This is a genomic window from Acidocella aminolytica 101 = DSM 11237 (assembly GCF_900129125.1).
Lineage (GTDB): Bacteria > Pseudomonadota > Alphaproteobacteria > Acetobacterales > Acetobacteraceae > Acidocella > Acidocella aminolytica.
Window position 1 is genome coordinate 27,133 of sequence record NZ_FQVJ01000032.1, and the last position, 14,580, is coordinate 41,712.

Consider the following 14,580-nt stretch of genomic DNA (forward strand, 5'->3'; position numbering starts at 1 on the left):
GGCTTGACCCTTCCAGAATAGCGCCCGATATGGTGCTATCGTATTTTGCCAGGACAGGTTAGGGCGCAGATTTTGGACGTTGGAACGCCATCGACGATAGATGCTTTGGGGCGGCTCACGGGGTTGCTGGAAGCAGAGCTGAAAGCCACCAACGAGGCCATTGTTGCCCGGATGGATAGTCCTGTTGTGCTTATTCCCCAGCTTGCTGCGCATATTGTTGCGGCGGGCGGTAAGCGTATGCGCCCGCTGCTGACCTTGGCTACCGCCAAGCTGTGCGGCTATCAGGGCACGCGTCAGGTTAAGCTCGCCGCATGTGTTGAGTTTATCCACACCGCCACGCTGCTGCATGACGATGTGGTCGACGAGTCGATGCTCCGCCGGGGGTTTGCCTCCGCTAATGCGGTATTTGGCAACAAGGCCTCCGTGCTGGTGGGGGATTTCCTATTTTCCCGGGCCTTCGAGTTGATGGTGGAGGATGGCTCGCTAGAGGTGCTGCGGATTCTTTCCTCCGCCTCGGCAACGATTGCTGAAGGAGAGGTGCTGCAGCTTACCACGCAGAACGATATCTCGACCACCGAGGATAAATATTTCGACGTGATCCGGGGCAAAACTGCCGCCCTGTTCGCCGCCGCCGCCGAGGTGGGCGGGGTGATTGCCGGGGTTGGCGCGGAAGAGTGCGCCGCGCTGCAGGGCTTTGGCATGGATCTCGGAATGGCCTTCCAATTGGTTGATGACGCGTTGGATTACGCTGCCGATCAAACGCAGCTTGGCAAGACGGTTGGAGATGATTTCCGTGAAGGAAAATTGACCTACCCGGTGATTTTGGCATTGGCCGAAGCAAATGAGCAGGAGCGCGCCTTCTGGGTCCGCACCATTGAGCAAAGTGAACATACCGAGGAAGATCTCGCTACCGCGCTCAAGCTGATCCAAAAATATGACGTTACGGCGCGCACTATCGCCCGGGCGGATCAGTTTATCGATAGTGCGGTGAATATACTCGCCCGCTTCCCGCAAAGTGACGTTCGTTCCGCCCTGGCGGATGTTGCGCGCTACACCACCGCCCGGCGCCACTAATATCTGAAATTTAGAAAAATACGCCACGTCCTGTTGTCGAGATAAATATATCCAATTATATGTGTTGTTATATAATTAAGGAGCGGATATGAGCGGCGATATTTTGAAGGAACGCCCTGTCTTGTTTCTGGGCAGCCGTCTCAAACGTCTTGCGGAGCGGATGCAGAGCGAGGTGGTGGAGATGGCCGCCACGGTTGGGCTGGATATTCAGCCCAGTCAATATTCACTGCTGGCTACGCTGGACCGTTATGGCCCCCAGACAATCGGTGCATTGACTCAGGCGATGCAACTCAGCCAACCCGCCATTACTCGCACGGTGGCCAAGCTGACGGACATGGGGCTGGTGGTGATCGACCGGCTGCATAAGGATCAGCGGCACAAAACCGTCTCCTTGACCGAGGCCGGAACCGCCGCGTTGGCGCGGTCTAAAAGCTTTGTCTGGCCGCGCGTGGAGGCCGCTGTCAAAGAGGTTTTAGGCGGGCTAGAGGGGAATTTTCTTGCGCAGATTGACGCGATTGAGGCGCGCCTAGCGGAAAAACCGCTGGGGCTGCGCGCCCACCCGCAGGCGGGGCTGGTTATCTGGGACTTCACCCCGTCTCTGGCGCCTTTGTTCCGCAGCATCAATGCGCAATGGATCGAAGCCATGTACCAGCTGGAGCCAACGGATCTGGACGTGTTGGACAATCCCCAGGAGCGGATTATTGATAAAGGCGGGGATATTTTGTTCGTGGAAGCCGAGGGGCTGGGGGTGGTTGGTACCTGTGCCCTACAAAAAACCGGCCCGGACCAGTACGAGCTCACTAAAATGGGCGTGCTGGAAAGCGCGCGCGGGCGCAAGGCCGGTGAATTTTTGCTGAAGGCGATGCTGGCGCGGGCCGAGCAGAAGGGCGCGCGGCGGCTTTATCTTTTATCGAACAAAAAATCAGAAGCCGCGATTCATCTCTATGAGAAACTTGGCTTCTGCCATGATGCCGGGATCATGGCAGAGTTTGGGGCGCGTTATGCGCGATGCAACGTGGCGATGATCTACCCCTTGGCTCAGAACGGGGGCTAAGGCCCCCGGCTCCGGTTTATTTCTTGTCAGCGGGCGCGGCGGTGAGCACCGTGGAGATGGTGGAGCGTACGACGCTGACCGTAACGTTAGGCGCGATCTCGACATCGATCTCGTTCGAATCGTCGGTGGTCTTTTTCACTAGCCCGACAATACCGCCCGCGGTCACCACCTTGTCGCCGCGCTTCAGCGCGCTCAGCCGTGCCTTGAGCTGCTTCTGCTGCTTCTGCTGCGGACGGATGAGCAGGAAGTAAAAGACAACGACGATAAGAACGAGCGGCGCATACTGAACGATGGCGGCCATGCCGGCAGAGCCGGAGGCCGCACCGGCGGCGGTTTGCGCGTAGGCGGCGGATATGAACATGGGATCTCCTGGTTGCCGTGAAGTTGCGCGGACCATAGGGTGCGCGCCGATGCAGTCAACAGGGAGAGTGCCAAATGAATGATGACCTTCTGCGCCGGATTGCCGAGGCGTTGGAACGCTTGGCGCCGCCGCCCGCGACTGTGCCGGATTTGAGCCTGGCGGACGCTTTTGTCTGGCTCCCGGAGCAAGGGCGGCTGGCGCCAGTCAGCAAGGTCTCCCGCGTGGCGCTGGCATTACTGAAGGGGGTGGAGAGCCAGAAAGCCCTGCTGCTGGAAAACACGCTGCGCTTCGCCAAAGGGCTGCCCGCCAATAACGCGATGCTGTGGGGCGCGCGTGGCATGGGCAAATCCTCTCTGGTGAAGGCCGCCCATGCCGAGGCCAACCGCGAGCACCCCGGCGCGTTGGCGCTGATCGAGATCCACCGCGAGGATATCGGCACCCTGCCGGAGCTTTTGAACCTGCTGCGCGACGCACCCCGGCGGTCAGTAATTTTGTGCGACGACCTTTCCTTCGAGAAGGGCGATGGCGATTACAAGGCCCTGAAATCCGTGCTGGATGGTGGCATCGAGGGCCGGCCGGACAATGTGCTGTTCTACGCCACCTCCAACCGTCGGCATTTGATGCCGCGCGATATGATCGACAATGAACGCTCCACCGCAATCAACCCTGGTGAGGCGGTGGAGGAAGCGGTTTCACTCTCCGACCGGTTTGGTCTCTGGATTGGCTTTCATAACAGCGATCAGCAGCAATTCTTCGCCATGATCGAGGGGTACGCGGCGGCCTACAGCTTGCCGATCACAACGGAGGAGTTGCGCGCGGCGGCGGTTGAATGGTCGATGACGCGCGGCAGCCGCTCTGGCCGGGTGGCTTGGCAGTTTATTCAGGATATTGCGGGGCGTCTGGGGGTGCGCTTGACCGCGTGAGCCGGAAAGAGGAAAGAAGGGCCAGCCCCGGCGATTCCGGGGCTGCGTATGGAAGGGTGGCCGAGTGGTTTAAGGCAGCGGTCTTGAAAACCGCCGTGCGTGTAAGCGTACCGTGGGTTCGAATCCCACCTCTTCCGCCAGCGGTTTTGAATGTTCCTAGTAAAATAGAGCAACAATCCAAACCACAAAAAACTCTGGCTACACCTATTAGGCTACACCAAACATTCGGCTTAGGACGGATGGCAGCATACAGAGGCGTATATAAAGCCTATATAATAACTATAGTTATAAGTAAGTAATACTGACCTTTTTTTCTTGTTTTTCACGCGCGCGCATAGGCGCAGGGGCTTCCTGGCCTGGAATGAAAAACGGAAATTTGAGGACACCCCCCACCTAATCCGGCTAATTCACCTAATCTTGCCCTCCCCCACTCTAATTGGAGACAAGCATGCCCCGAATGATCAGAAGGCGACACTCAAAGAAATCCGACGCCAATGGACTTATGTTGTTGCTGGCGATGGGGGCTGTTGGGTGGGTAATAAGCTGGATTCAGCACTTATCTGCTCAAGACTGGTTCGGTGTGGAGGTGGTGGTTTCCGTAACTGTCCTTGGGGCCTTAATTGCCATTGCGGTGAAGCTTTTAAGGTATCTGAAAAACAGGAAGCGTTACCATCAAATGCTGCTTGATTTCAGGTGGCACCCCGGCATGACGCCTGTTGAGTTCGAGCGCTGCTGCGCCGACTACCTCTCTTTGAAAGGATGGAGCGCTAAGACGACCAAGGGGTCAGGGGATCAAGGAGTCGACGTTATTGCGCGGAAGGCAGGCCACACCATAGTTCTGCAATGTAAGCTGTACTCGAAGCCGATAGGCAACAAGGCGGTCCAGGAAGCTTTTGCTGCTAAGGCGTATGCCAACGCTGATACGGCTGCGGTGATTAGCAACCAATCATATACAGCCGCCGCACAAGCATTAGCGGGAAAGACGGGGGTGTTATTATTGCATTTTACGGACTTACAAGACCTCGGTCGCCGACTTGGAGATACTGCTTTGTGAGTATTGCAACGCGCAGTCTTCCTTCGGCTCCTCTGGCATAGGGGCGGCCATCATGGTGCAGCAGACACAAAAAACCCCGCCATAAGGCGGGGGCAAGGCAGCCGTGGATGACCTTTCCGAACAATACGCGCGCCTACGCGTGCGCGCCCTCGCGTGCGTGCGGGCGAATTGCGCGGCGGGGAAGCTAGACCTTTGCCATCGCCTCACCCACAGCCAAGAGCAGCGCCTCTTTTTCCTCCCGAGTGCGCGCCTGTCGCATCCCGTCAGCAAGCGCCCTCATCAACACATCAAGTGCGGTGATTGCGTCATAGTGTTTTCGCCTGGCTTCGATCATCTGTTGGCGCAAGCTGGTGGCGCGTTGCTTCGCTGTCATTCGTCGCCCCCAAAACGATCAGGGAACGGGCGCCATTTAACCCATTTGGGGCCGCTCTTACCGCCCTCGGAAACCGCCATGCCCGCCATCCGATGCACGGATCTACCTATCAGCGCGAGCTTACCATCTCGATAAGCCCGCCAGGGGCCATCAGGCACGCCAGCCGCCATCAGGCCGCGACAAATCTCACAAATTGCCCCGGACTTGCTCTCTGCCTCATAGGTGATGCCGCCTACCTCGCACCGCGCGCGTTCAACTAGTGGCCCACCACCAGTTGGCGAGCGTAAAACCGGCGGGAGAAGTTCGATATAAACCGCCCATTCTCGCTCGCCGGTTTTTGCGCTGGCGGGGGTTTGGGCTTGAGCCGGAAAAGTGGAGCCATCCATTATCCGTGTCCCCGTTTTCCGGGCAATTCGGCCAGGGCCTCGCGCGCCGCTTTGGCCGCAAACTCTCCGATTTCATTGAAACAGAGTTGTTGAAGCCGGTCGCGCGCCGGGTTGCTGCCTAGGCTGGCCGCCATCGCCAGATTGCCAACATACGCGATAACCTCGGCCTTTGCGGCCTGCTTTGCCTGCTTGTCGGCTGCCTGCCGTGCAAACAATTCGCTTGCCCGAATGATGCGGACGGCTTCATCGCTGCGAAACGTCGCGTCGGCCCTGGTCGCCCAGCGCATTACGCGCCAGGCTTGCAAGCGACGGATGATCGACGGGGCTATCACTTTCCGCCTCCGCGCCGGGGGTTGTCGATGGTGAATTTTCGGCCCGGTAGCGTGAATTGCTGGAAGGTAGCAGCCGAATCGCCAATGTATCTGGTCACCTGATGGCCATTCTCAATCGTTTTGATCGGGTAAATCTGTCCGCAGTTAGCCAGCTTCTCCGCCTCGGCTCGAACTATCTGTTCGGCGTCCTGCGCCGCACGCTGCGTGCCTGCCAAAAACTCTTGCGCCTGCTTGTAGTTTTTGAGGCTCATCATTCGTCTCCATCGTCAGCAGCGCGGGACTGGGAGCCGTTCATTTCATCCGCAACTTGGGGCAGGTCAGGCAGGCGCTTCCAGCCGCCTGAGTAACCAGGCCGGGTCGCATGGGCCAGGAGCCAAGCTGAGCCATCACTTGCCAAGGCTGTTACGTCAGTTCGGCCGAACCGCTCGTCCTGGTAGCTGGATGAGCTAAGAGCGACAGCGCGCCGCTCGGGCAAATTCTCGGCGCGCTCGATAATTCCGCGCAACCTCGCAATTTCATCGGCTTGTAGGTCGATCATGCTGCGTAGCTGTTTGTTCAAATCACTGAAACCGCGCTCAGCGGACGTGGCGGCCCGCGATTCTTCCTCTTTGAACCGCTCGTCAAAAGCCGAATTGTTGGAATTAAAACGCTTATTCATGGTTAGTCCTTTCAAAGTTTGCTGTTTTTTAGTGAAGTTTTAAGAAGCCCGCGCACCATACGTTCGTGCGCTAGGTCTATGACGCGCCGTTCCTCGCTGCCCGGTGGTGGAAGTTGCGGCTCGTTTTGGATGGCGGCGCGCTCAGCCTGCTCCGTTTCGGCATCTAGGCGGCGCTCGCGGGCCTCGCCGACGGGTGGCTTTTTGCCAATGGCTGCCCAGGGGTCAAACCTTCGCGCGCCGCTCACGGCAACAATTCCCAAGCATCCCTGCGCGGTTTGCCATCCAGCACCGTGCCGGGCGGCAAGCGTGTCACCCAGCCTGACTCTTCCAAAATGGTGATGATGCGCCGCGCCGTGCTGGCATCGGCAATCGCATTCAGGCCACGCTGGTAGATCTCCGCAAGGTGGCGCTTTGGTTTCCCGCTGGCTTGCCACCAGTCCACAAGCCGCCGCGCAAGTTTCAGATCGGGGGCAATACTCGCACCCTCTGAAAGTCTTTTCATTTCACAGGCATAGTATTCCGCCATCGCAATACCATTCGCCATTGAAGCGGCGCTGATTTCCTCTGCCTCGGGGGTGCCGTACAGTTCCAAAATTGCCGCGATGCGTCCGGCATGTTCTGCCATTTTTGAGCCAAATCCACGGATTGTGGAATACACGCCTTCCGGTGCGAGTCCACGTTCTACGTCGTCGTGAAACGCGATCAACATGGCGCGGGCGTCATGGCTTAACACGATAGGTTGAGGGTCCAAGCCGCCAGAACCGTCAAGTATCCTCGGCTTTTTGTCGAGGAAGTGCGAGAGCTTGTCTTTATATTTTGCCAACACGACTGCCGCCTCTTTCGGCGCTTCCCGGTAAAACCGAGTTCCAGCGGTACTTTTGGGGGCTACAAGCAACACTCGCGCTAACAGGCCAATATCGGCAAACGCTGGGTCGCAGGTTAGGGTTTCTGCTACCGCTGGCTGGGCCATTAGGTGCATGCTACAACGCCGCCCAGGAAGAAATGCCGTCCCCGTCAGAACGCGCCGCCTCCTGATTGGCGCACCATCCCATAATGTGTTCAACAAGGCAGCGGTTCTGATTTTCGCGTCGTCGCTCATGGCGTGGCCCCCCAGCATCATGCCGCCTTCGGCACTAAACACGCCGGACCAGGGGCGGGATTCCGCAAGTTGCATGACGATGCCCTCCGACGTGGCATCGGCCATCAGCAACATTGGCGGCGCGGGCGGTTTCGGTTCAGGGCCAACTGCTTCAATAGCGCTTCGTGCAGCAGCCCGGCCGTTTTTTGCAGACTTTTTGGCCTGTTCTACGGTGCTTTTCCACGCCGCATGATCGGCAGCGTAATAATTGGATTCAGCTTCGTAAGCTTCGCGTAGCGCGGCTTCCTTCGCGTAAATTGGCCCAAGAGCGAGATTGTCTACGCTGCTTTTGCGTTCCCCCGATTCCGCGATGGTCAAACACAGAAGCGTCAGCGGGGCGGGGCCGTTAAGAAGGTTTGCGTCGTGATGCGGCGCGATTGCGAAAGCGGCAGCCGCGAGAACACTTTGAGCGGCAATTTCAATCGGTGCGCGCGTTCTGGTTTGGATAGCGTCCGCCACGTCCCGGAGCGCGCCCAGGGCTTCGATGGGAAATTCGGCAGGGGGCGCGCTCTCTCGGAACAAAGGCCGTTTTGCATCAGGCGGCGCTGTGGCGGCTGCAACCGCAGAGGCGGCGACGGCTGCCGGGTCAAACCTCAAGATTTTTCCATCACTCATTGCGCTGCGCCTCCCATCGCGCTCGCGATTGTTGCCTGCACTTCGCGGGCATCCAGACCGGCTGCAATTCCCGCGTGGGCCATTGCTTTTGCAATTTCTGCCGGTGACAGAGCGCCGTTTTGAATGAAACGTGCCAAGCCGTAGGTTTCCGCGTTCAAGTTGGCGTTCCTGCTTCCTGCGGCAGTACCGGCAACGCGCCTCACGGCATTATGCAGGGCAGCCTCCGCATAGCGGCGCTGCACGTCTGCGTTCACGGCATGAATCGGCTTCCAGGCGGGTGGAGGGGCCGGTTTCGGCGTTGGTGTAAGCCAGTCCGGCCAGTCTTCCGGCGGGGCGTCACAGAGCACCGGCAGACCGATTGCAGGCCAATAGATTATTGAGCCACCCTCGGCCCGGACGTCGATGCCGGGGGCTATCTTGGCGGTGGAGCACCGGAGCCCCGGCTGGTGCTTGAAAAACAGGTGAAGCCCACCGGAGCGGGTGCGGTGCGTCCGCGTTGCGGGCAGGCGGTTGCGGTTTGCCGCCCACCATTCAAGGCCGTTATGCTGCCTGTCAATGTCCAGCACGGCAACGTTGCTTGCGTCGCCTGTAGCGATGCCCACCAACACAAAACCAAACTGAACAGCCATGCCTCTGATTTGGTCTGGGTCCGTGGTCGCGGATTTATGCCCGCGCGGGGTGCGGGGGATTTTGTCGGTACCGACCGGGTACACAGCCCAGCCGCGCGCGGCGCACGCGAGCGCATGTTCCAGGGGCGTCATTTCGCGCCCCCCGGAGCAAGCTCTGACAAATCGGCAGCCAGTCGTTCACACTCCGCCGCAGCGGCCAGCAGCGCTGCGCGGCAAGCTGGGTCAGGCTCGCGGCGACGGCGTAACCACTCCGCGCGGCTAAGAAGATGCGCTACGGCCCGGCGAATTTTTTTTGGGGTAATTTTGCTATTCATTCAGGCGATCCATGAAGATCGCGCTTGCATGTCAGCCGGGTGGAAATTATGATGCGGGTGTAGAGCCTGCATCTGATTCCTTTCCCAGCCCCGTGCCGCAAGCGCGGGGTTTGGTTTTTTAGGCGGCATCAGATTTCGGGAGGCTGGCGACAAAAGCTTTTAAACTTTCGTTGGTAACCAGAGTTGCCCGTCCGATTTTCCTCGTTTCAAACGAGCCGGACTTCACCAGTTCCCAAAATTTTGAATGTTTGATACCCAAGGCGTTTTGAACCTCGGCAGGCCGATGCAGTAACTTTTCGATCATAGGTGGCTCCATCCAGTTTGTACGGAGCATTATGGATTTGCGTGTACGCGTCGCCTATCTGTGTGACTTTCACCGCCGCTGTGGGGCAAAAGTCACACTACAATGATGGGTTTTAGTGACGTGTCGGATTTGCTCGAACGTCACCCGCTGGCCGGTCAATGCGTTGGCTATGGCCGCCGATTGTTCGTAAAGGGGTTTTCCAAAAAGTGCGTTAAACATCGCGGAAACATCCGCGCCAGTTTGCAGTCCATCTTTGTTGTGGCGGTCATTTTCTAAGATCAACCGCCGTTCTCCGATCAGCCGTATCTTTTGCTCAAGCACGTCGGCCTTGGCCCTCATCCCGGAAGCGGCGCCGCGCCAGTCAATGCCGCCAGCCATCGGCGGCAACTTTTCGGTATCGTCGGCCTCTTCTCGCAGCATGCGGGCGCGGTTTTTCAACTGCTCAACTTCGCTTTGATAACTTGCCATCGTGGCCGCAGTTTGGGGAGCAATTGAAAAGTGCAGAAGCTGTTTAAAAAGCCATATAAGCGCGATGCCCTGCCGCTCGCTCTCGTCATCGGGGCATGTGCCGCAAATGGTCTCCAACGCCTTTTTGTTTGGTGCATAGACAAACCCTGTGCGCTTTTTTTTCTGCAATTCGTTCCAGAGCGTCCGCAGTTTTTCGTCAGATGCCAGCCGGTCGATCAAATCCCGGCCTCGGACATGCTCAGGGTGCGTTCTGTTTTCGTCAATCCAATTGGCCACCGCCAAAGGTAACCAGGGTGGAAAATCAGAATGGCTCGTGATATCGTCCGACATGATCTTTAATTCCATTTGCGGGGTTAAGATTTTGGCGCGGTGAGGGTCCAGCCTCCCGCGCCTTTTTATGCGCTGGCATGTAAGTGCCTTACGTTGCCGCCCGTGGCCGCTGGGCTGGTACAATGCCGCGCCCAGGCAGCCATGAGTTGGCGCCGCTTTTCAAAGTGATCGCCGCGCAAATATGCTGCCTCGACTTTGTTTTTATTCGTATGAGCCAACGCGGTTTCGGCAATTTCGCGAGGGTAGTTTGTGGTCTCCGCGCACCAATCGCGGAAAGAGCTACGGCAACCATGAACCGTGAAGCCCTCCGCCACGGCTGCTAGGGCTTTGCTTAGGGCCACGTCACTCATGGGCTTGCCGGGGGCGCCACCGGGGAAAATCAGGCCGTCCGGCTTGCTCTGTAGCGGTTGCATGACCTCAAGGATCGCTATCGCGTTATCGCTCAACGGAACGCGGTGTTCCTGCTTCGCCTTCATCCTGGCGGCGGGAACGGTCCAAACTTTGGCGGCAAGATCAATCTCATTCCACCGAGCCCCGCGCGCCTCGCCAGACCTCGCAGCGGTCAAAATGAGAAACCGCAGGCACAAGGCGCTGGTGCTGCTCGCGGCGGTCAGCTGCTCCCATACAGCAGGTATATCGGCCCAAGGCAGTGCTGCATGATGCACCACGGCGCTGACTTTCGTCTTTGCGGGTAGCACTTGATCGAGATACCCAGTCCAACGCGCGGGGTTGTCACCTTTGCGCCAGCCATGCACCCCGGCGTAATCGAGCACTGCCTCTATTCTGCCACGCAGCCGGGAAGCGGTCTCCGGCTTCTCTTGCCATATCGGGCGCAGGATACGCAGCACCTCATCCAAGCCAACACTGCCTACGCTCATATTGCCGATAACCGGGCTGGCGTATGTTTTTAAGGTGCTGGCCCATTGTGCGGCGTGCTTCTCGTTCTTCCACCCCGCGCGATGCGCCTCAATATAAAGCCCGGCAACCGCGTCGAATGTCCGCCCATCCGCGTTCGTGGCCAAGGTTTGACGCTCTCGGCGTTGCTCAAGGGGGTTAATCCCGTCTCGGATTTGATTCCGAAGCTTCCGCGCTGCTTCCCGCGCCTCGGCCAGCGGTACATCACGCAGCGGACCAAGGCTCATCCAATTTGCTTTGTTTGCCAGCTTGTACCGGAAAAGCCAGGATTTCGAGCCATCGGGGCGCACGCGAAGGTAAAGATTGTCGCCATCGCCATATGTGCCGGGCTTTGTCAGGGCGTTTATGCCCAGCGCGGAAAGCCGCTTCGACGGTCCTTTGCCCATCACCCGCGCTCCCGATTAGGTGGATTAGGTGGATTAGGTGGGGGGTAGGTCTGAAAATCCATTTTTAAGGGGTCCGGCACGGGGTGATGAAGCATGATGGCTACACCATAAAATCACATTGCCGCGTACGCAAGCAAATTAAGGCGGAAACAAAGCCAGTAAAAACAAGGGAAAATATGAAGTCTTTGAACGGCAATAAACGGCTATGGATACACGTTAGGCGGACACCTCTTCCGCCAGCGACCCCTGCAACTCTCATCACAGACAAGTAAAAAACTAAGGTTTTCCTTGGATTTTTGCGTCCGTTTTGCTTGAGCCTGCACCGAAATGCGGCAATATGTCGCTTGTATTTGTGGGATTAGTCGCGGATCAAGATTTGTGGGATATGCTCCGAACATTAGAAAAGCGTTCACTCGCCGAAGTGCGGAACACGAATAAGCCCGGCATGTGTCGCCGCCAGGATTGCGACCGGCGAAGTCGTCCATATCGATGCGTCGTTGATCCGCGCGCATGTCAGTTGGGATGCACTTGCGGTCCGCCATGTCGAGGCTGTCGCGCAAGCCGATGACGAGATCCTTCACGAGAGCCAGCAAAGTGGAAAATCCAAGAAGATCTGCATAACGGATCCGGATGCCACAATGGCAACCAGCGGCCGCAATCGGCGGCTCGAACCTGCCTACAAGCAGCATACCGCCGTCGATGATGTCGCCGGCGTGGTGGTTGATGTCGAAGTGACGACGGGCCAGGAGAATGAGGGGATGGTGGTTGCCGAACGTCTCGACGCGGTCACGGCCGCAACGGGACGGCCGATCACCATCGCGACGATGGATGCCGGCTATGCCTACGCCAAAGTTTTCCGTGCGCTGGAGGATCGCAGCATCGAGGGCATTTTACCCGCCAAGGCTGAGCAGATGCCGGGCAAGGTTATTCCGACGCGGCGGTTCAAATTTGACTCCCACCATAATATTGCACGTTGTCCGAGAGGGAAAATCCTGCGCCCGAAGGGCAAGCTCCAGCGCAGCGCATTTCAGCATTTCTACGCCGACGTCAAGGATTGTCGAAACTGTCCGCTACGCGCTCGCTGCGTCAGCCCTTCACGGCATGCCCGCGTTGTCGTATTCAACGTCAACCATCCCTCGTTGCTCAGGGCGCGTCGCAAGCGGCGCGCCTGGGGCAAACGGGAGAACCGGCTGTATCAGCGTCACCGGTGGCGGGTCGAGGGCGTTCATGGCGAAGCCAAGACGTGGCACGGTTTGGCCAGAGCCGTCCGGCGCGGACTCGACAATATGCGCATCCAGGTCTTCCTCACCGCCGCGGCAATCAATCTGAAGCGGCTTGCCGTCGCATTCTTCACCTTGATTCTTTACCGTTTGATCGCGCCTGTCCCCGTAATCGATGCCAACCTGCCGCAACTCGCCTGAGAACCGTCTCGTCGCCGATCCATCGGCCGATGTCCTGCCAATATCGAAAAGCGGACTTCTTCAACGACCCCGTGGTGCATCTGATCCGCCATTCGATGAATTTCTGCAGCTGGAAAGATCGAAAGGCTGTGGCTGCGGATTTGCGCCCGATCTACGAAGCCCCCACCGTCGAGGAGGCTGCCCGCCAGCTCGATGCCTTCGAGACAATCTGGGGCACGAAATACCCGTCCATCGCCCCGGCCTGGCGCCGGGCATGGGCGGAAGTGATCCCGTTTTTTGCCTTCAGCGCGGCGATCAGAAAAATCATCTATACGACAAATGCCGTGGAATCCCTGAACCGGGTGTTGCGCAAAACGCTCAAAACCAAGGGGGCATTCCCAACCGAGGACGCCGCGACAAAGCTGATTTTTCTGGCCATCCGAAATTTCGAAAAAGGCGGGCGTACGGTGAGAGAATGGGTTGCGGCACGCAATCAACTGGCCATAATGTTTGAAGGGCGCTTCAACGCCTGAAATTGTCTGATAACCACATGGGCCACATCGGATACACAGTCTTTCAGACACTCCCCATTGCCCCCGTGCCGCACGGACACTGGAAAACCACGATCTTCACCGGCGTGCTGCGGCTGGACGGTATGACCGCGCCAATGCTGCTTGACGGCCCCATGGATCGTGAAATGTTCCAAGCCTACATTGAGCAGGTCCTCGTCCCCAGCCTGCGCCGCGGTGACATCGTCGTGATGGACAATCTCCCCGCCCATCGCCCGCCAGACGTCCGCGCCGCCATCGAAGCCGCAGGCGCCACCTTACTCTACCTGCCCCCTCCGCTGGCTTTCCACCAGCGCTTCGCACCGGCGAAACCTTGGCCAGCTTCGCCCTACTCGCCAGACCTCAACCCCATCGAAAACGCCTTCTCAAAGCTCAAGGCAATCCTGCGCAAACAAGCCGCAAGAACAATCCCCGCCCTGTGGCAGGCCATCGCCGATGCATTGCCAAGGTTCACACCAGAAGAAGCTCAAAACTTCTTCAAAGCAGCAGGATATGACCCAATCTGAACGGATTCCGCTCTAGCGAGACCTGTGCGCGGGTTGTTGTAGGGCACTGAAACGTATTGTTTTTTTATTTTGCGGTGGCGATTGGCCTATGTCGCCACCGCCCTGGTCGGAGCGGTGGCTGCTTTCATACTTGGGCCGCGAGAATGTTCATGGCACGCTTGAGGTTGTAGGCGATGGCGGTGAGGTGGACTTGGACGGCGGCTTTGGCGAGACCTCGCCATCGCATGCGGCGCGGCCATAGCAGCGCTTCCATGTTCCGAATACCTTCTCGATCCGGCCTCGCACCCGATGGATCGGTTGGTTCCATTCTTTAAGCTTACGCAGCGTTTCCTTTTCATCGCGCCCCCACATGCCGGTAACGACGATCCGCGATATGCCGCCCTTTGCACGCACAGCATCACGGAAGTGATTACCGCGATAGGCGCTGTCGGCAAATACCTCGCCGGGATTGTCGGGCAGCGCTTCGGGGCCTGCTCTGCCATCATTGATATTAGCAGATGTGACCGACACTTCCTCGACCAATGCAGCATCGGCATCTGCCCCAACATACGCCTTGAAGCCATGAACGCTCGGTTTTCCCTTGTGTTTGACCCAGCGTGCATCGTCTTCGGCGGCGGAGGCAATGATCATAGCATCGACCAGCGTACCGGTCTTGACGGTCACTGCCTTTGATTTGAGCCTAATGGTCACACTGTCAAACAGCGGCCGATCACGCTTGTGCGTGACCATCAGCCTACGATATCTGACGAAGGCGGTAAGCTCCGGCGTCGCTTCATTGGAGGAAAACCCGC

At 58.1% G+C, this 14,580-nt stretch carries 19 protein-coding genes, 1 tRNA gene and 2 pseudogenes; 8 read left to right on the forward strand and 14 right to left on the reverse strand.

Annotated elements, in window-relative coordinates:
* Positions 1-45: 45 nt before the first annotated feature.
* Both BUB54_RS15050 and BUB54_RS15055 read left to right on the forward strand, forming a co-directional pair.
* Positions 46-1,074 (forward strand): polyprenyl synthetase family protein, encoded by a 1,029-nt coding sequence (locus BUB54_RS15050; protein ID WP_175556526.1) that lies wholly within the window; start codon positions 46-48, stop codon positions 1,072-1,074.
* A gap of 88 nt (positions 1,075-1,162) precedes the next feature.
* The gene (locus BUB54_RS15055; protein ID WP_048877497.1) at positions 1,163-2,128 is read left to right on the forward strand and encodes a bifunctional helix-turn-helix transcriptional regulator/GNAT family N-acetyltransferase; all 966 of its coding nucleotides are present in this window, start codon (positions 1,163-1,165) and stop codon (positions 2,126-2,128) included.
* A 16-nt stretch (positions 2,129-2,144) separates the two neighbouring features.
* On the opposite strand, the gene yajC is transcribed toward BUB54_RS15055, so the two are convergent.
* The gene (gene yajC / locus BUB54_RS15060) at positions 2,145-2,489 is read right to left on the reverse strand and encodes a preprotein translocase subunit YajC (protein WP_048877498.1); all 345 of its coding nucleotides are present in this window, start codon (positions 2,487-2,489) and stop codon (positions 2,145-2,147) included.
* Between the two features lie 74 nt (positions 2,490-2,563).
* Here yajC and BUB54_RS15065 point away from each other — a divergent pair, with 74 nt between their 5' ends.
* The 3 genes from BUB54_RS15065 (at position 2,564) to BUB54_RS15075 (ending at position 4,466) form a co-directional block, all read left to right on the forward strand.
* Positions 2,564-3,412 carry an ATP-binding protein gene (locus tag BUB54_RS15065; protein ID WP_048877499.1) on the forward strand — a complete coding sequence of 283 codons (849 nt, stop codon included), beginning with the start codon at positions 2,564-2,566 and terminating at the stop codon, positions 3,410-3,412.
* A 50-nt stretch (positions 3,413-3,462) separates the two neighbouring features.
* A tRNA-Ser gene (locus tag BUB54_RS15070) sits at positions 3,463-3,552 on the forward strand.
* Between the two features lie 362 nt (positions 3,553-3,914).
* Positions 3,915-4,466, forward strand: a complete 552-nt coding sequence (locus tag BUB54_RS15075; RefSeq protein ID WP_217652515.1) for a restriction endonuclease — start codon at positions 3,915-3,917, stop codon at positions 4,464-4,466.
* 184 nt (positions 4,467-4,650) lie between these two features.
* Here the strand turns inward: BUB54_RS15075 and BUB54_RS15080 are convergent, their stop codons facing one another.
* The 12 genes from BUB54_RS15080 to BUB54_RS15130 form a co-directional block, all read right to left on the reverse strand.
* Positions 4,651-4,839, reverse strand: coding sequence for a hypothetical protein (locus tag BUB54_RS15080; RefSeq protein ID WP_048877500.1), 189 nt, complete (start codon positions 4,837-4,839; stop codon positions 4,651-4,653).
* Positions 4,836-5,225: a hypothetical protein gene (locus BUB54_RS15085; RefSeq protein WP_048877501.1), complete on the reverse strand. Its 390-nt coding sequence runs from the start codon at positions 5,223-5,225 to the stop codon at positions 4,836-4,838. Before BUB54_RS15085 ends, BUB54_RS15080 begins: the two co-directional genes overlap by 4 nt.
* The gene (locus tag BUB54_RS15090) at positions 5,225-5,512 is read right to left on the reverse strand and encodes a hypothetical protein (RefSeq protein ID WP_048877502.1); all 288 of its coding nucleotides are present in this window, start codon (positions 5,510-5,512) and stop codon (positions 5,225-5,227) included. The genes BUB54_RS15085 and BUB54_RS15090 overlap by 1 nt, the downstream gene beginning before the upstream one ends.
* Before the next feature lie 41 nt (positions 5,513-5,553).
* Positions 5,554-5,811 carry a hypothetical protein gene (locus BUB54_RS15095; protein ID WP_139284942.1) on the reverse strand — a complete coding sequence of 86 codons (258 nt, stop codon included), beginning with the start codon at positions 5,809-5,811 and terminating at the stop codon, positions 5,554-5,556.
* A complete protein-coding gene (locus BUB54_RS15100) occupies positions 5,808-6,215 on the reverse strand; it encodes a hypothetical protein (protein ID WP_048877504.1) in 408 nt (135 codons plus the stop codon). Before BUB54_RS15100 ends, BUB54_RS15095 begins: the two co-directional genes overlap by 4 nt.
* Before the next feature lie 11 nt (positions 6,216-6,226).
* Entirely contained in the window at positions 6,227-6,460 is a 234-nt protein-coding gene (locus BUB54_RS15105) for a hypothetical protein (protein ID WP_048877505.1), read from the reverse strand.
* Complete coding sequence (locus BUB54_RS15110) at positions 6,457-7,968, reverse strand: YfjI family protein (RefSeq protein ID WP_048877506.1); 1,512 nt, start codon at positions 7,966-7,968, stop codon at positions 6,457-6,459. Before BUB54_RS15110 ends, BUB54_RS15105 begins: the two co-directional genes overlap by 4 nt.
* Positions 7,965-8,729 carry a bifunctional DNA primase/polymerase gene (locus BUB54_RS15115; protein WP_048877507.1) on the reverse strand — a complete coding sequence of 255 codons (765 nt, stop codon included), beginning with the start codon at positions 8,727-8,729 and terminating at the stop codon, positions 7,965-7,967. The genes BUB54_RS15110 and BUB54_RS15115 overlap by 4 nt, the downstream gene beginning before the upstream one ends.
* A complete protein-coding gene (locus BUB54_RS20400) occupies positions 8,726-8,911 on the reverse strand; it encodes a hypothetical protein (RefSeq protein WP_139284943.1) in 186 nt (61 codons plus the stop codon). The genes BUB54_RS15115 and BUB54_RS20400 overlap by 4 nt, the downstream gene beginning before the upstream one ends.
* Before the next feature lie 118 nt (positions 8,912-9,029).
* Complete coding sequence (locus tag BUB54_RS15120) at positions 9,030-9,215, reverse strand: MerR family transcriptional regulator (protein ID WP_048877508.1); 186 nt, start codon at positions 9,213-9,215, stop codon at positions 9,030-9,032.
* A gap of 69 nt (positions 9,216-9,284) precedes the next feature.
* A complete protein-coding gene (locus BUB54_RS15125) occupies positions 9,285-10,028 on the reverse strand; it encodes a hypothetical protein (RefSeq protein WP_048877509.1) in 744 nt (247 codons plus the stop codon).
* 50 nt (positions 10,029-10,078) lie between these two features.
* Positions 10,079-11,314: a tyrosine-type recombinase/integrase gene (locus tag BUB54_RS15130; protein ID WP_048877510.1), complete on the reverse strand. Its 1,236-nt coding sequence runs from the start codon at positions 11,312-11,314 to the stop codon at positions 10,079-10,081.
* 431 nt (positions 11,315-11,745) lie between these two features.
* Here BUB54_RS15130 and BUB54_RS15135 point away from each other — a divergent pair.
* From BUB54_RS15135 to BUB54_RS15145, 3 genes and pseudogenes are all read left to right on the forward strand, one after another.
* Positions 11,746-12,687: pseudogene (locus tag BUB54_RS15135) on the forward strand (transposase); the annotation flags it as partial.
* A gap of 77 nt (positions 12,688-12,764) precedes the next feature.
* Positions 12,765-13,247, forward strand: coding sequence for a transposase (locus BUB54_RS15140; protein ID WP_244890795.1), 483 nt, complete (start codon positions 12,765-12,767; stop codon positions 13,245-13,247).
* Positions 13,248-13,306: 59 nt separating this feature from the next.
* Positions 13,307-13,789, forward strand: a pseudogene (locus tag BUB54_RS15145) (transposase); the annotation flags it as partial.
* Positions 13,790-13,936: 147 nt separating this feature from the next.
* On the opposite strand, the gene BUB54_RS20935 reads toward BUB54_RS15145, so the two are convergent.
* Positions 13,937-14,580: transposase (locus BUB54_RS20935; RefSeq protein WP_244890796.1), on the reverse strand; the 644-nt coding region annotated here is incomplete at its 5' end.

Bases quoted from the DNA above. Each gene is read 5' to 3' on its own strand.
- BUB54_RS15140 (WP_244890795.1), top strand. From the start codon at position 12,765: ATGTCCTGCCAATATCGAAAAGCGGACTTCTTCAACGACCCCGTGGTG.
- BUB54_RS15110 (WP_048877506.1), bottom strand. From the start codon at position 7,968: ATGAGTGATGGAAAAATCTTGAGGTTTGACCCGGCAGCCGTCGCCGCC.
- yajC (WP_048877498.1), bottom strand. From the start codon at position 2,489: ATGTTCATATCCGCCGCCTACGCGCAAACCGCCGCCGGTGCGGCCTCC.
- BUB54_RS15115 (WP_048877507.1), bottom strand. From the start codon at position 8,729: ATGACGCCCCTGGAACATGCGCTCGCGTGCGCCGCGCGCGGCTGGGCT.
- BUB54_RS15120 (WP_048877508.1), bottom strand. From the start codon at position 9,215: ATGATCGAAAAGTTACTGCATCGGCCTGCCGAGGTTCAAAACGCCTTG.
- BUB54_RS15090 (WP_048877502.1), bottom strand. From the start codon at position 5,512: ATGCGCTGGGCGACCAGGGCCGACGCGACGTTTCGCAGCGATGAAGCC.
- BUB54_RS15125 (WP_048877509.1), bottom strand. From the start codon at position 10,028: ATGGAATTAAAGATCATGTCGGACGATATCACGAGCCATTCTGATTTT.
- BUB54_RS15065 (WP_048877499.1), top strand. From the start codon at position 2,564: ATGAATGATGACCTTCTGCGCCGGATTGCCGAGGCGTTGGAACGCTTG.
- BUB54_RS15080 (WP_048877500.1), bottom strand. From the start codon at position 4,839: ATGACAGCGAAGCAACGCGCCACCAGCTTGCGCCAACAGATGATCGAA.
- BUB54_RS15075 (WP_217652515.1), top strand. From the start codon at position 3,915: ATGTTGTTGCTGGCGATGGGGGCTGTTGGGTGGGTAATAAGCTGGATT.
- BUB54_RS15055 (WP_048877497.1), top strand. From the start codon at position 1,163: ATGAGCGGCGATATTTTGAAGGAACGCCCTGTCTTGTTTCTGGGCAGC.
- BUB54_RS15085 (WP_048877501.1), bottom strand. From the start codon at position 5,225: ATGGATGGCTCCACTTTTCCGGCTCAAGCCCAAACCCCCGCCAGCGCA.
- BUB54_RS15100 (WP_048877504.1), bottom strand. From the start codon at position 6,215: ATGAATAAGCGTTTTAATTCCAACAATTCGGCTTTTGACGAGCGGTTC.
- BUB54_RS15095 (WP_139284942.1), bottom strand. From the start codon at position 5,811: ATGATGAGCCTCAAAAACTACAAGCAGGCGCAAGAGTTTTTGGCAGGC.
- BUB54_RS20400 (WP_139284943.1), bottom strand. From the start codon at position 8,911: ATGAATAGCAAAATTACCCCAAAAAAAATTCGCCGGGCCGTAGCGCAT.
- BUB54_RS15130 (WP_048877510.1), bottom strand. From the start codon at position 11,314: ATGGGCAAAGGACCGTCGAAGCGGCTTTCCGCGCTGGGCATAAACGCC.